A 14,867-nucleotide genomic window follows, 5' to 3' on the forward strand; every position below is an offset into this window, starting at 1 on the left:
ATGTCAGAAGTTTTATTTACTGCAACGGTATCAGCTGTAGGAGGAAGAGAAGGTAAGGTTGTGTCAACAGATGGTGTACTAGAGCATGATGTAGCAATGCCAGGAACGCCAAGAGCGAAAAAGCTTGAGAAAGCAACGAATCCAGAGCAATTATTCGCAGCGGGCTATTCTGCATGTTTTGATTCAGCCCTTCAAATGGTCGCAAGACAAGAGCGTATCCGTTTTGAAAGTGAAGTAACGGCACATGTAAGCTTAGTCAAAGACAGTTCAGACGGCGGTTTCAAACTAGGTGTCAAATTAGAAGTAAAAGGAACTGGAATTGAGCAATCTGCACTTGATGAACTTGTTCATAAAGCACACGGCGTTTGCCCATACTCAAAAGCAACGCAAGGAAACATTGAAGTAGAATTAGTAGCTGTCGCTCAATAATAGACATCAAAAAAAGGCTGAGGGAATATTCCCTCAGCCTTTTGATTGTGTTAATTTTTGCAAAAGCTCATGTAAAGAAGCGCGAAGTGTTTTCAGCTCTTCTTCTGATCTGCCTGTTCCAGACAGCATTTGAAATGGAATCGAAGTGGCCTTCTCTTGTAAAGCTTCTCCGTATTCTGTTAAACGAATTTGGACCGAACGCTCATCCTCTTTCGAACGTTCGCGGATGATGAGTCCATTTTGTTCCATTCGTTTTAGCATAGGTGTGAGTGTACCGGAGTCTAAATATAAAAGCTCTCCCATTGTTTTCACATTTAATGTCCCATGCTCCCATAACAAAAGCAGTGCCAAATATTGCGGGTATGTGATATTTAACTCTTCTAATAATGGTTTATACTGCTTCGTCATTTCTCTTGAACTTGCATATAACAAGAAACAAAGCTGATTTTCCAGCTTCATATGTTCAAATTCATTTGTCATATCTGTCACCAACTATTTTTTGTCATACTTATCATTGTATAAGATTTTCTTCCTTTTTAAAATAAATACAGACTAAAAATGAAAAATTCTTCAATGTGCCATAAATGTTTGAGCAACGAATAGAACGTGAAAGGTATAAGTAGAAGAAGGAGGAGATCAAGATGAAACCATTATTTACTGCAAAAGTAAAAGCACAGCACGGAAGAGCAGGACATGTTCGTTCGGATGATGGTGTGCTTGACCACAACATTGTGATGCCAAACGCAAAGAAAGATGGAGAAACTGGTACGAATCCTGAGCAATTATTTGCAGCGGGTTATGCGGCCTGCTTCGGAGGGGCGCTTGAACAAGTCGCCAAGAAGCAAGGTGTCGAAATTGAATCAGAAGTAGAAGGACATGTCAGTCTATTAAAAGATGAAAGTGATGGCGGTTTTAAACTTGGCGTGAAGCTGATTGTTTCCGCTAAAGGGCTTGACCATGACAAAGCGAAAGAGCTTGTTGAGGCTGCACATGAATTCTGTCCATATTCAAAAGCAACAAGAGGAAATATCGAAGTAGAGCTTGAAGTGGCGGAATCATGAAAAGAAAAAAGGGCTAAAATTTAGCCCTTTCTCAACAATCTACTGACACCTGCTGTGGAGCAGGTGTCTTTTTTTAATATTCTTTCTTTTTGTCGTATGTGTCCCATGCTTCAAATGGAGCAAGGGTTTTTTGAAGGGTCAGCTGGTAAAATGGAATGTTTCTTGATTCGTATTCTTTGTTGATTTCTTCATAAATAAAGGAGTCATCAAAACCAGAAGTCGCTGCATCCTTGTGCCCAGCGGCAAAATATACGGCCTTTGGTCTAGCCCAATAGATAGCACCAAGACACATTGGACAAGGCTCACAGCTTGTATACAAAATACAGTCTTCTAATTGGTATGTATGTAGTGTTTGGCACGCCTTTCGAATGGCTGTAACTTCTGCATGTGCGGTTGGATCATTACTCGTTGTGACATTGTTGCTTCCCTCTGCAATAATCTGACCGTCTTTGACAATGACCGCTCCAAAAGGGCCGCCTGTGCCACTATTTACTCCTTCTACTGCAAGATCAATTGCGCGTTGTAAAAAAGCTTCGTGATTCATTGTCTTCCTCCCTTTGTTCGACTGACTTCTCTAGTATAAACGAATCATGATAGAAAAGGAATCATTGTAGGAGGAGATCGAACAGGACAATTTACGGATAAAAAACCCCTGCCAAATGTTCAGCAGGGGAAGAGTGAGTTAATTATGCGTGCTGCGCTAGCTTTTTACGAGCGACTTCAGCAGCTGTCACCATGTTTTTCAAAGCAGCAATGGTTTCAGGTTCTTGTCTTGTTTTCAGTCCACAGTCAGGGTTGACCCAGAAGCGATCTGTCGGACAGACGTTCAGTGCATCATCAATGATTTTACTCATTTCTTCAACAGCTGGAACGCGCGGGCTGTGGATGTCATATACCCCAAGTCCAAGGCCTTTCAAATACGGGTGTTTTTCTAAATAATCGAGGAACCCGCCATGACTGCGTGAATGTTCAATCGTAATCACGTCTGCATCAAGGTCTTCAATCGTATCAACAATATCCTCGAAATTGCTGTAGCACATATGTGTATGAATTTGCGTTTCATTTTGAACAGACGATGTCGATAGACGGAATGACTCTGCTGCCCAGTTTAAGTATGCTGCCCAATCACTCTCTTTTAAAGGAAGACCTTCTCTTAGCGCAGGTTCATCCACTTGAATCACTTGAATACCCGCTGCTTCTAACGCTTCTACCTCTTTACGTAAAGCAAAAGCGATTTGGAAGGCAATGTCTTTACGAGAGATATCTGTTCTTGGGAAAGACCAGTTTAAGATCGTGACAGGCCCTGTCAGCATTCCTTTGACTTTTTTCTCCGTTAAGCTTTGAGCGTAAACCGTCTCTTTCACTGTCATTGGCTCTGTAAATTCTACATCTCCATAAATGATCGGCGGCTTCACGCAGCGTGATCCATAAGATTGAACCCAAGCGAATTTTGTAAAGGCAAATCCAGCGAGTTTTTCACCGAAGTATTCAACCATGTCTGTACGTTCAAATTCTCCATGAACGAGTACATCTAGGCCAATCTCTTCTTGAATATCAATCCATCTTTTTGTTTCTTTTTTAATAAATTCATCATACTCTGCATCTGTCCACTCATTTTTGCGCCATTTTTGACGAGCACTGCGCACCTCAGCTGACTGAGGGAAGCTTCCGATTGTTGTGGTTGGAAGAAGCGGCAGTTCAAGAGATTCATTTTGAATGCGTAGTCGTTCTTCAAAAGCAACTGGACGTTTAAAATCTTTTGATGAAAGACTGTTGCGCTCTGCTGTCAGATCCGCATTCGTTCCTTTCGCGAATTCTTTTAACGTCAGAAGTGCTTCATTTGCTGCATGGATGTCTGCATCAATGGCAGCCGCTCCTTTTGATAAGCCTTCTTTTAATAGCGTTAATTCAGCCAGCTTTTCAGTGGCATAAGAAAGTCCGTTTAATAGTTTTTCTTCAAGCTGTTCGCTCGGATGTTTTGCAACTGGTACATGTAGCAGGCTGCTTGAAGGCTGTAGCCATACTTCTTTCGGCTGCACGTCAGCAATTACTTCAGAAATAAACGATAATCTTTCTCCTAGATCTGATCTCCAAATATTTCTGCCGTCGATGATACCGGCTGCTAAAATTTTATCTTTTGGGAAGCCGTGTTTTTTCACTTGTTCAAGGTTTCGTCCTTGATCATGGACAAAATCAAGACCGATGGCTTCAACAGGATACGTGACAAGCTCTTCATAGGCATCTACTGAGTCAAAGTATGTTTGAAGGAGAACGTTTAAGGCAGGTACAGCTTCTTTAATCGTTTGATAGATGGCTTTTACTGCTTTCACGTCTTCACTTGAAGCTGTGACTAAAGCAGGCTCATCAATTTGAACCCATTTTACACCGGCTTCTTCAAGCTCTTTTAACAACTGAGTATAAAGCGGCACTAGGCGCTGCTGAATCTCTTTCACTTCATTGGCTTCATAGCCTTTAGAAAGAGAAACAAATGTATAAAGACCAAGGACGACAGGTTTTGTTTCAACACCAAACGCTTTTTTCACCTTTTCGTATGCTTCAAGCGGTTTGTTATGTGTGAGTTTGAATTCTGTGCTTTTTTCATATTCTGGAACGATGTAGTGATAGTTTGTATTAAACCATTTTGTCATTTCACTTGAGACAGCATCTTTTGTTCCTCTTGCTATCGCAAAGTATGTATCTAGCGGGTCTTTCAAGCTGCGGAAGCGCTCTGGAATCCAATTGAACATAACGGCAGTATCCAGCACGTGATCATAGAAGGTAAAGTCTCCAGAAGGAACAACGTCAATTTGTTGATCAATTTGAGTTTTAATAGCGGCTAAAAATTGTTCATCGAGTGTGCTTAAGAGGGTTTCTCTGTCAGTTTGACCTTTCCAATAAGACTCAAGTGCTTTTTTCCATTCTCTGTTTAAACCAATTCGCGGGAAACCTAGATTACTTGTTTTAACAATTGTCAATTCCAATTCCTCCTCTAAATATAAAAAGACACTCACACTCATGATCAAGATTGATGAGGGCAAATGTCTGGTTTAAAAAGACAAAATGTGTGTGCGAAAGAAGGCGTAAGTATCAATGACGAACGCTTTTCCGACATCTCCTATCAACCGTAGGGGGTTTGATGTGATAGAGCGGCTGGTATCCTGGCTCGCGAATCTGCAAGCTTTTCATCCTTCCCATCCTCATGACAGTGGATTATTAACGAAAAGCTCTCCTCACTTACAGTGGCGGGACCGCGCCGGATTTTCACCGGTCTTCCCAATTAAAATTCGACGTGTGATCGAATTACCGACTCTCAAACTATGAATTTATTGTGTTCGATTATATAACGTTCACTTCATTTCGTCAAAGTAAATTTTGAATAATTTTAATTAAAAAAATCCTGAGAAAATTCTATCTTTTCTCAGGACCTAAAATGTACCTATAGAGACAAAAGTTCTGCTTCCAATGTTTTCTCAAGAAGCACATCTGGTGCAGTTAAATATAAAAACCCGTTTCCTACAAGGGTTTTCGATTGTTTTAGCGGAAGGGTTCTCCGTACGAGCTGAGCATATACCTCAGGTTCTGTCAGCTTACGCTGGAACGCTTCTTCTTCGGCATTTTTAATAATGGCGAGTGCACCGCTCACATGAGGGGCAGCCATGGAAGTGCCTGTTAGTCTTCCGTATTTATGGTTAGGGAGAGTGGATAAAATGTCTTCACCTGGAGCGACGAGGTCGATTTCTTTATTCGCATTGGAGAATTCAGAGGATTCTCTTGCAAGAGAGACAGAGCCGACGGCAATGACCTCATTGTATGCAGCTGGGTAGGAGAACTCTTCAGTACGCTCGTCTCCGTCACCTTCATTTCCTGCTGCGCAGACAACAAGCACACCGCTGCTTACCGCATGTTGGATGGCCTTTTGCAGTGCTGGTTCATTGCTTGGCCCACCGAGAGACATGGAAATGATATCAACCTTCTGCTCAACCGCATAGTTAATGCCATTGATAATCCATTCGTATTTCCCGCTGCCATTTTTCCCTCCAAGAACTTTTACGATCAACAGCTTGGCTTCAGGTGCAACACCTAAAATGCCGCCATTTTGATCCGTTGCTGCAATCGTTCCTGATACATGGGTACCATGTCCGTTGTAGTCTTTTACATTCTCAGCATCTCCATTGTCATCATCGGTAAAGTTTTTTCCTCCGATAATCTGATCTTTTAAATCGGGATGCTCCGTGTCGCAACCTGTATCAAGGACAGCAATGGTTATGCCTTTTCCTTTGAAGCCACTTGACCAAAGTTCGGGTGCTTTAATCTCCTGAATACTTTCCGGCGTCTCTTTCGCTTCCATCACATTGGCTTTTACTTCATACGGAATTAAGCGAATTTCACCTTTCATAAGAAAGCCCTCCTTATTTTGTTTTCAAAGTAGATTCAGGTTGCGTAATGTTATTGTATAAAACAAATGTTTGATCGGAAAGGGTCAATTGTAATAATTTTTCAAATAATCAAATAATTATTCATTGTGCAGTTCTCCTCATATCTTGCCGAAAGAAGTCACCTTTTGAGGAAAACTCTTAGTATCATATGAAAAAGAAGGAAATGCTGCATAGTGAGCTTGCACCTGTATAGATGAAAATGGGCGAAAAGAACTAAAAAAGGCAGATCGAAAAAGCAATCATATAAAAAGATAGATGATGACAGAAAAGAAAAAGGTACATGCCATGTGCGGATGATTGTTTTTTCATTATAATGATCGAAAGAATATAGAATGTAAAAAGTATTTGACATTTTTTAAGTGGATGATATGATTGAAATGTAAAAAGTATTTGACATTTTGATTGGGAGGGGGACTAACCGTTGGATGTTGTAAAAGTTGTGTATTCAGTCATCTTATTAGTGGTCGGACTGTTCATCTTTATCGCGCCTATGATTCAAAAGGGTGATGAAAGAAAGAGATTTATCTACTCAAAAGCTCAATCGTATGCATTTATGGTGGTCATCGGTATGCTTTTATTAGAAGTCGCAAAGTCTATATTTTTAACGACCCAAGGGAACAATTCTGATAAGGGGTTTGGGATTTCTCCCATCATGTTCCTAACTGTGATTTCGGTCATATATTTAGTTACATTACTCATATACAGAAAAAAATATGGTGATTAAATTGCAAAATCATATAAGAGAACTAAGGAAATCCATTAAATTATCCCAAGAAGAACTTGCTAAACGGTGTAAGGTCTCGAGACAAACCATCAATGCCATTGAAAACGATAAGTACGACCCTACTTTACAATTAGCCTTTGACATCGCCTCTGTTTTGAATACGACTGTAGATGAGCTTTTTGTCAGTCAACCTAAAAAGAAGTAAGGGACCAGCCTCAGAAAAGAGGCTTTTTTTGTTGATTTGTGTAATGTGAAAGGATCAGCTGAAAATAAAAATCAACCATATTACATAACAATTCCTCATTCATGAAAAATAAGATATGAAGATTGTGACTGTTCCAATGGAGAAAGGCAACATATAATAATGGAAAGACAAGCTTGCCTTTTAGATAGGAGAGATAGAGATGAACAAAGGGAAGATACTCGTGGTCGAAGATGAAAAGAAAATTGCAAGAGTGCTGTCATTAGAACTTGAATATGAAGGATATGAGGTCACAGTCCAAGATACAGGGATGAAAGGGCTCCAGGCGCTCGAGGAGGAGAGTTTTGATTTAGTGCTTCTAGATGTCATGCTTCCAGAATTAAGCGGACTTGAAGTGCTTAGAAGGGTTCGAAAGACAAATACGGCAACACCGATCATTTTGATTACCGCAAGAGGAAGTGTTCCCGATAAGGTCAGCGGTCTTGATCTTGGGGCAAACGATTATATTACAAAACCCTTTGACATAGAAGAATTATTAGCGCGAATTCGTGCACAGCTGAGGTTCAATCACAATGCGCAAGAGGAAAAAGAAATTGAGCTATATATTGCAGATTTAACGGTGAATGAGAAAACAAGAGAAATTCAAAGAGGCGGTCAGACGCTTGAGCTGACACCGAGAGAATATGACCTGCTTGTTCATTTATTGAAACATCAACAGCAAGTGCTCACAAGAGATCAGCTTTTAACAGCTGTTTGGGGTTTTGATTATTTTGGTGACACGAACGTGGTTGATGTCTATATTCGCTATTTAAGGAAAAAAATCGATTACCCGTTTGAAAAACAATTGATTCACACAGTGAGAGGTGTGGGTTATGTGATGAAAGGATAAAGCATGAGATTAAAAAATAAGATCCAGCTTTATACATCGTTGTCCTTGTTTTTAATGGTGCTGCTGTTTCATACAGCGATTTATTTTATTTTTTCGATGACCTTGACGCAAAAAGATATGTCCAGACTGTCGGAAGTAGCTGAAAATATTGCGATTGCACTAAAGAAGTCAGAAGAAGAGGGCCTTCCATCTTCAGAGCTTCTGAAAGCGTATCTGCCTCAAAATGGTATGATCCGTGTCGTCACAGAGAAAGGTGAATCAAAGCTGACCGTCACGAAGGAATCTACGTTTAGCTCACTTCCTTTTACATACGAATCTGGTCAGACAGCAGAAATTCAAGAATACAATAAGCATATGATTGCGTTCGCGGCTATCCCTGTCATTTGGACAAATGGGGACATTGTGTCGCTGCAAGTTTATGAAGAAATTGAAAATACAGAAGAGAACTTGGCGTTATTAAAAATGATTTTAATCGCTGCTGGCGTTTTGTTTATTGTGCTTTCTTATTTTGCAGGCCACATTTTAACGAAACAAATTGTCCGCCCAATTAGTCGAATGACCAATACGATGAAAGCAAGTATGAGAGAAAAGGCATTTAAACGAATTGAATTAACAGGCGATTCAAAGGATGAACTGTATCAAATGGGTCAAACCTTTAATGAAATGGCCGAAATTCTTGAGAAACATTATGAGAAAGAGCAGCAATTTTTGCACGATGCTTCACATGAATTGAAAACACCCATTACCGTCATCATGAGCTACAGCAATTTACTAAAACGCTGGGGGCAAAGCCGGCCAGAGGTCGTAGAAGAATCCTCTCAAGCCATTCATGATGAGGCAAAAAAAATGAAAAGGCTGACAGATCAACTACTCACACTGGCGAAAAATGGGCAGCCGCTTTACTTGGACATGAAGCCGGTTGATCTTGGTCATTTGTGCAGCCAAGTTGGCCATACACTTGAAGTGGCAACAAATCGAACCATCCTTACTCATGTACAAACAGATCAGCCTGTTATTGCTGAAGGGAACGAAGAGAAGATCAAACAGCTTTTGACCATCTTGATTGATAATGCGGTTAAATATAGTGCAGAGCCAGTTGATGTGAACTGCGGACGAGCAGGAGAGAAACCGTTTATTTCGGTTGTTGACAAAGGAATTGGCATAAAAGAAGAGGATCTGCCGAAAATCTTTGACCGCTTTTTCCGTGTGGATGAAGCGAGAAACAGTGAGACGGGCGGTACTGGACTTGGCCTGTCAATTGCGAAGCAAATTGCTGAAGAGCATGGGGCTGAGCTAAAGGTAGACAGCCGTATCGGTGAAGGAACCGTGATGACCATTCTTTTTCAGAAATAAATAGGTCTTTTCTCATCAATTTCTCATTTCCTCCTTATAAAATAGGAAATAGGAAGGAGGCGCTGCATGTCTAGAAAACTGAAAATGCTGCTTACGCTCGCAGGATGTCTTTTCATTCTTGTGGCTTTTGCAATGCTCATGATTCAAACCATTGACAAAAAAATATTAAGCGAAGCAGACATAAAAAAAATCATCGCAAAAGACTACAATGGAAACATCACAAATATTGATCTGATCAACCATAAACAGGACTATACATTGACGCTTGAAAATTCAAATGGCATCTATCAAATCATTGCATCTTCCTCAAGCGGTCAAATGAAAGAGATGAAACAGTTAAAGAGCTATCAAAAACCAAATGAGAAAAATGCCGAACTCCAAGCAGAAGAAGTGGCAGTGAAAAAAGTGAAGGGTACCGTGATTCAAAAGAAAGAAAAATCGGATCGCTTTATCTTTACGATTCAATCAAAAAAAGAACTGTATCAAGTGGATGTTGAGAAAGACACGTTCAAGGTGATTGAAGCAGAAAAGAAAAAGCCAACCTCTAAAGAAAAGAAGCTCACAAAAATAACGGTAGAAGAAGCCATTCAGATTGCCGTAAAAGAAGTGGGCGGCACAGTGGATGATGCAGATCTTGAAACTTTTAGTGGAATGCTCGTGTTTGAGGTAGAGCTCGATTTGCCGGATGGAAGAGAGGCAGAGGTGTTAGTGAATGCCTATACAGGAGATATTGAAGGCATTACGTACGAAAACTAATCATTTTCTCATGATTTTCTCATGTTCCTTTCCTTCCTTTATCATCTTGTTTTTTTAAGATAAAGGAGAAATCAAACAGAGGAGGAATTAAACATGATAAAAAAAGTACTAGTAGCTACAGCATTCACAGGAGCACTTGTTGCAGGTGGTTTCACCCTTCAAGCGCAAAATACAAATCAAACGGCAAATGCCGAACAAGTGGTGCAAAAGAAATCTTCATTTGTCTCAAAGAAACAGGCTGAAAAAGCAGCATTAAAAGTTGTGAAAGGCTATGTAGATGATGTAGATCTTGAGCGTAAAAAAGGAAAATGGGTATATGAGGTCGAGATTAAAAAAGGCGGCTTTGAATATAAAGTATATGTCGATGCCAAAACAGGCAAAGCGCTCAATGATCCAGTCAAAGAAAAGAAACAAAATGTAAAAATCACCAAAAAACAGGCTGAACAAATTGCCCTTGCAAAAGTAAAAGGAACAGTCACAGATTCAGAATTAGATAAAGAAAATGGTGTGTACTTGTATGAAATTGAAATTACGACACCAAGCGGCGAAGAAGTTGATTTTGAGATTTCTGCTAAAACAGGCAAAATCCTCAAGCAAGAATGGGACGATTAAGCCATAAATGAACCTTTGAGCGTGATAGAAAACCTTTGCAGCCCTAGGAAGGATGAGTACTGGCGCGGAGCGAATTTGACATTCGTGAGCACCAGCACGCACATGCTGAACCTTACACTTTTATGTGTAAGGTTTTTTCATTGGGACAAACTACTGGAAAGGAGGCGAGAGAATATGATGAAGAAAAAAGAAGAAGAACAGACGATGGATCGTGCGGAATATGTTCCCCATCCTGATGGAGAAGGATATGCTTTGTTTTTGCATGATTCCTTTCATCTCCTCTCCCAAGAGGATATGAATCAGCCGGAAGAAGAATAAAAGACATGAAAGGGCGATGGTCAACTTGTCGATCGCTCTTTTTTTGAAAAGAAAGCGAATACATCAGGAAACTTGGCATCTTGCTTATTGACATCATTGCGCTTTTTCTGTAATCTCAGTGTGTCAACAATATGAGACTTCGTTAGGTGAGGCTCCTGTATGGAGATACGCTGCTGCCCAAAAATGTCCAAAGACGCCAATGGGTCAACAGGAATCATCGACATAAGGTGATTTTTAATGCAGCTGGATTAATCCTATGCCATACAGTGCTAAAGCTCTACGATTGAAGGAGCAAGTGTTTATTTGTCATGCTTACAAAGCGCCTTCATTCGGTTGAAGGTGCTTTTTTATGAGAAAAGGAGGTGTGGGGATGGATCATCCCGATTCGAGACACATAGAGATTATGTCAAAAGATCAGATTGACGCATCAGATAGAGGAGATCCTGACCCCCGCACAATCTAAGGGATTCGGGTATCTCCTGATTTTGGGGAGGTAACAGCGATGATACAGAACATTACGTACGATGAACTCATTTTACGCATCATTATTTTACTAAGAGATGGAAAACGTAAAGAATTTAAAAACATTATGGAAGAACTTCAGCCTTATGATATGGCCTACTTATTCAAGGAGCTTCCAGAAAAACACCGCGGCCGCTTTCTCAGCTTTTTAACAGTCGATGACGTGACGGAAATGATGGGTGAACTGGAGCGGGAATATCAAGAGATTGTTCTTGAAAAAGTAGGGAAAGACAAAGCCACCTTCGTCACAAACAAAATGGATAACGATGATCTAGCCAACTTGTTTGATGAGATGGAGGATGAGCTGAAGGATCAGCTTTTATCTAACATGGAAGCAGAGGAATCCAAGGCCGTCCAGCTTCTCATGAATTATCCTGCTGAGACAGCAGGTCGGATCATGACCAATCGGTACGTTTGGATTCCGCAGCATTATACGGTTCAGGATGCCGTGGTGAAGCTGAAAAGCTTTGCTGAAATTGCCGAATCGATCAACTACTTATATGTCATAAATGATCAAAAACAGCTTGTAGGGGTACTCTCATACAGGGATCTTATTTTAGGTGAGCCAGATGAAAAAGTGCAGGATCTTATGTTTACAAGAGTCATTGCCGTTGGTGCCTTTCAAGACCAGGAAGAAATCGCAAAGCTCATTGAACGATATGATTTCCTTGCCATCCCTGTTGTAGAAGAGAACAATGTCCTAGTCGGAATTGTGACAGTCGATGATATCATTGATGTTGTGATTCAAGAGGCAGGAGAAGACTATGAAAAGTTTGCTGCCTCTGGTAAAGATATCACGTTCGACACACCGGCATTTGTGGCGGCATACCGCCGTCTTCCGTGGCTTATTTTACTCTTATTCATTGGGCTGATTTCAGGCAGTATCTTGAATTATTTTGAAGATACTTTGCAACAAGTCGTTGCTTTAGCGTTCTTCATGCCGATGATTGCAGGTATGACAGGGAATACAGGGACACAGTCTCTAGCGGTTGTCATTAGAGGATTGTCAAAAGAAGAATTAACGAAAAAAACCATTATGCGCTTGATTTTCAGAGAGCTGAGAACAAGTATTTATATTGGGATTGTTTGTTCAATCATTATTACGGTCGTTGCCATGGTATGGCAGGGCAATATGATTTTAGGTTTTGTTGTTGGTTCCTCGCTTCTTGCAACACTGATTATTGGGACAATGGCAGGTACGGTCGTGCCGATTATTTTACACAGATTAAACGTGGACCCAGCCATTGCATCTGGACCACTGATCACAACATTGAATGATATTTTATCCTTACTCATCTATTTTGGAATTGCAACAGCATTTCTTCATACACTGATGTAGTCAAAAGACTGTAAAATGTAACGTTTTACAGTCTTTTTTGAATAAAGATTGCATATAGCGCTTCCATCCTTTACATTTTAAGGAGAAGGTGGGAGAGAAAAATGAAGAAGTTTTTATTCATTTTCATGTGCATTGTTTTGCTAAGTGCATGTTCAAGAGAAGACGAGGGGAAAGACAGAAGACTGGTGGCATCAGAGCATATGCTTGAAGCGATAACTGAAGGAAATAAACGAAAAATGGACAATGTCTATGTCGAAGGCGCAGTCCCAAGCCCAAATGACATTCTTAAATCGAAAAAGGAATGGGGAATTGAGACGCTTTCTTATGAAGATTTTCAAATGGAAGAAGCCAGCATCCACGTCTTTCATGCAAATTATAAAGATGCAAACACTGGAGAAAAAAAGGCGCTTGCCTTTCGGGTGAAAGAAGATCCTGAAAAAGGCGGCGTACGAATTGACTTTGTAGGGGTTGTTGAAGGAACTGACGCTTCATCTAAATAAAAAGAATCGTTCATATGCTTTATGATCAGTCAGGCATAAGTTGAGATGATGTAAAAGGATAGAAGAGCTGAAAGAATGTCGCTCTATCTATCCTCTTTTTTTATCACACATGATCTTATTTATGAAACAATGATCTGTCTCAGATCACTTATTCGTGATGCCCATTAACTCCATAAATTGTGACAGGGCACTGGTCATGTACGAATCACGTCGCCTGATCAACACAGTGGGAACGATTCGATGTGGTTCTGGTAATGGATGACAGGTAAATTTGCCTTCTCCCCGAGATTCAACCATAGATTTTGGTAATACGGTCACTCCCAGCCCGCTTTCAACACATTTAAGGACGCCCTCTAACGTACCATATTCCATGACCTTCATAGGAGGATAGCCATTGTTCTCTAGCCACTTTTGCCATCGTCCTAAATAAATACAATGGGCGAATGACGAGAGCAACGGCTCATGTAAAATAGATTCTACCTGGAATTGCTCCGTGGAGTAGCTTGTAATGAGAACGAGGGATTCTTCCAATACAGGATACTCGATGATTTCTGGATGAAGAATTGGCCCATCTACCAAGGCGCCGTCTACTTTGTAGTTGAGGATAGCGCTAACTTGATCGACTGTAGGTGCCATATACAAGCTCAATTCTACTTGTGGAAATTTTTTGTGATATTCTGTGAAAATGCTGGGCAATCTCGTAGATGCGGTGGACTCTATAGATCCAATGTGTAAAGATCCCCGCGGAGTAGAGGAAAGCTTTACTGCTTCTATCGCTTCTTCGTAATCGTATAGTAATTTATTTACATAGGGCAGCAGTTCACGTCCTGCAGGCGTTAAAGATATTTTCTTATGATATCGATAGAGAAGAGGTACACCTAACTCTTGTTCAAGACGTTGGATTCTTGCGGTGACATTGGACTGCACATAATTTAATTTTTGAGCAGCTTTTGTGATGCTTTGTTCAATGGCAACGGCTTTAAATACTTCCAAAGATTTAATATCCAAACTAACTCTCCTTTTTTGCATCACAAATTGTGATGATCTATATGCTATTTTTTGATTTTACGTGATCCAATGAAGTATGTAAACTGAATGATAAAAGAGGTTGATGCTCATTGCGTCCCTTTTATCTGATCGAGAGGAGAAAATGAGAATTTTTTAGCTGTGCCAATTAAAACAGACGTTTCCATTTAATAAGGAGGGGAATCGATTGATTTCAAAGGTAAATATCGAAGAAAAATTTTCGCAAATAAATGATTATTGGAATCCTAGAATAAGTGGAGAGTTGAACGACTCATACATGAAAATGGTGAAAATTAAGGGTGAATTCATTTGGCATCACCATGATGATGAGGATGAAATGTTCTTTGTGTGGAAAGGCAATCTAGTCATCCGTTTTAGGGATAGGGAAATAACGCTTAATGAAGGAGAATTTCTTGTGATTCCAAAAGGAGTTGAACATCAGCCAATTGCTGAAGAAGAAGTTCACTTGCTCTTAATTGAACCCAAAACGACGCTAAACACGGGGAATGTGCTCAATGAACGAACTGTTTCGATTCCTGAACAAATTTGAAAAACTAAATCGTTAAAGATCAAGTATCTTAGGTGATAAATAGTTGAATGGTTGTTTTAGCTTATAACGAGGCTGCAATTGCTGCCTCGTTTTGCTGCTTCAATGATTCATTGGCTTTCGTTGTCTGAAATAGACTCTTCTGCAAGAATC

Annotated in this window: 17 protein-coding genes and 2 riboswitches; of the genes, 12 read left to right on the forward strand and 5 right to left on the reverse strand. The window is 40.3% G+C overall.

Going from position 1 to position 14,867, the window contains the following annotated elements; all coding sequences use genetic code 11:
• Window positions 1–429, forward strand: a complete 429-nt coding sequence (locus tag NST15_RS06365) for an organic hydroperoxide resistance protein (RefSeq protein WP_017367099.1) — start codon at window positions 1–3, stop codon at window positions 427–429.
• A 33-nt stretch (window positions 430–462) separates the two neighbouring features.
• Here NST15_RS06365 and NST15_RS06370 read toward each other — a convergent pair whose 3' ends face one another.
• Entirely contained in the window at window positions 463–909 is a 447-nt protein-coding gene (locus NST15_RS06370) for a MarR family transcriptional regulator (RefSeq protein ID WP_008346188.1), read from the reverse strand.
• Window positions 910–1,070: 161 nt separating this feature from the next.
• Here NST15_RS06370 and NST15_RS06375 point away from each other — a divergent pair, with 161 nt between their 5' ends.
• The gene (locus NST15_RS06375) at window positions 1,071–1,490 is read left to right on the forward strand and encodes an organic hydroperoxide resistance protein (protein ID WP_008346186.1); all 420 of its coding nucleotides are present in this window, start codon (window positions 1,071–1,073) and stop codon (window positions 1,488–1,490) included.
• Between the two features lie 73 nt (window positions 1,491–1,563).
• Here the strand turns inward: NST15_RS06375 and NST15_RS06380 are convergent, their stop codons facing one another.
• The 3 genes from NST15_RS06380 to NST15_RS06390 form a co-directional block, all read right to left on the reverse strand.
• Complete coding sequence (locus NST15_RS06380) at window positions 1,564–2,034, reverse strand: nucleoside deaminase (RefSeq protein WP_008346184.1); 471 nt, start codon at window positions 2,032–2,034, stop codon at window positions 1,564–1,566.
• Window positions 2,035–2,176: 142 nt separating this feature from the next.
• Window positions 2,177–4,465 carry a 5-methyltetrahydropteroyltriglutamate--homocysteine S-methyltransferase gene (gene metE / locus NST15_RS06385; RefSeq protein WP_046343358.1) on the reverse strand — a complete coding sequence of 763 codons (2,289 nt, stop codon included), beginning with the start codon at window positions 4,463–4,465 and terminating at the stop codon, window positions 2,177–2,179.
• A 155-nt stretch (window positions 4,466–4,620) separates the two neighbouring features.
• A riboswitch (cobalamin riboswitch) is annotated at window positions 4,621–4,813 on the reverse strand.
• A gap of 113 nt (window positions 4,814–4,926) precedes the next feature.
• Window positions 4,927–5,886 carry a S8 family peptidase gene (locus tag NST15_RS06390; RefSeq protein WP_050827199.1) on the reverse strand — a complete coding sequence of 320 codons (960 nt, stop codon included), beginning with the start codon at window positions 5,884–5,886 and terminating at the stop codon, window positions 4,927–4,929.
• 461 nt (window positions 5,887–6,347) lie between these two features.
• Here NST15_RS06390 and NST15_RS06395 point away from each other — a divergent pair, with 461 nt between their 5' ends.
• The 9 genes from NST15_RS06395 to NST15_RS06435 all read left to right on the forward strand — a co-directional run bounded on the left by NST15_RS06395 (window position 6,348) and on the right by NST15_RS06435 (window position 13,141).
• On the forward strand, window positions 6,348–6,650 hold the full coding sequence (locus NST15_RS06395; protein ID WP_008346180.1) for a hypothetical protein: 303 nt from the start codon (window positions 6,348–6,350) through the stop codon (window positions 6,648–6,650).
• Entirely contained in the window at window positions 6,640–6,855 is a 216-nt protein-coding gene (locus NST15_RS06400; RefSeq protein WP_169476040.1) for a helix-turn-helix transcriptional regulator, read from the forward strand. The genes NST15_RS06395 and NST15_RS06400 overlap by 11 nt, the downstream gene beginning before the upstream one ends.
• A 199-nt stretch (window positions 6,856–7,054) precedes the next feature.
• Window positions 7,055–7,741: a response regulator transcription factor gene (locus NST15_RS06405; protein ID WP_342498950.1), complete on the forward strand. Its 687-nt coding sequence runs from the start codon at window positions 7,055–7,057 to the stop codon at window positions 7,739–7,741.
• Window positions 7,742–7,744: 3 nt separating this feature from the next.
• Window positions 7,745–9,094: an ATP-binding protein gene (locus NST15_RS06410; protein ID WP_041092345.1), complete on the forward strand. Its 1,350-nt coding sequence runs from the start codon at window positions 7,745–7,747 to the stop codon at window positions 9,092–9,094.
• A gap of 66 nt (window positions 9,095–9,160) precedes the next feature.
• The gene (locus NST15_RS06415) at window positions 9,161–9,850 is read left to right on the forward strand and encodes a PepSY domain-containing protein (RefSeq protein ID WP_008346172.1); all 690 of its coding nucleotides are present in this window, start codon (window positions 9,161–9,163) and stop codon (window positions 9,848–9,850) included.
• 93 nt (window positions 9,851–9,943) lie between these two features.
• A complete protein-coding gene (locus tag NST15_RS06420; protein ID WP_008346169.1) occupies window positions 9,944–10,462 on the forward strand; it encodes a PepSY domain-containing protein in 519 nt (172 codons plus the stop codon).
• A 174-nt stretch (window positions 10,463–10,636) separates the two neighbouring features.
• On the forward strand, window positions 10,637–10,780 hold the full coding sequence (locus NST15_RS06425; protein ID WP_008346168.1) for a hypothetical protein: 144 nt from the start codon (window positions 10,637–10,639) through the stop codon (window positions 10,778–10,780).
• Between the two features lie 131 nt (window positions 10,781–10,911).
• Window positions 10,912–11,075: riboswitch (M-box (ykoK) riboswitch) on the forward strand.
• A 207-nt stretch (window positions 11,076–11,282) separates the two neighbouring features.
• On the forward strand, window positions 11,283–12,641 hold the full coding sequence (gene mgtE / locus NST15_RS06430; RefSeq protein ID WP_007498785.1) for a magnesium transporter: 1,359 nt from the start codon (window positions 11,283–11,285) through the stop codon (window positions 12,639–12,641).
• Between the two features lie 101 nt (window positions 12,642–12,742).
• On the forward strand, window positions 12,743–13,141 hold the full coding sequence (locus NST15_RS06435) for a hypothetical protein (RefSeq protein ID WP_017367106.1): 399 nt from the start codon (window positions 12,743–12,745) through the stop codon (window positions 13,139–13,141).
• A gap of 144 nt (window positions 13,142–13,285) precedes the next feature.
• Here NST15_RS06435 and NST15_RS06440 read toward each other — a convergent pair whose 3' ends face one another.
• Window positions 13,286–14,149, reverse strand: a complete 864-nt coding sequence (locus NST15_RS06440) for a LysR family transcriptional regulator (protein ID WP_025207232.1) — start codon at window positions 14,147–14,149, stop codon at window positions 13,286–13,288.
• 205 nt (window positions 14,150–14,354) lie between these two features.
• Between NST15_RS06440 and NST15_RS06445 the strand changes: the two genes are divergently transcribed.
• A complete protein-coding gene (locus tag NST15_RS06445) occupies window positions 14,355–14,717 on the forward strand; it encodes a cupin domain-containing protein (RefSeq protein ID WP_017367108.1) in 363 nt (120 codons plus the stop codon).
• Window positions 14,718–14,867: the final 150 nt, after the last annotated feature.

The organism is Bacillus sp. FSL R5-0820 (assembly GCF_038593385.1).
GTDB classification, from domain to species: Bacteria; Bacillota; Bacilli; order Bacillales; family Bacillaceae; genus Bacillus; species Bacillus altitudinis.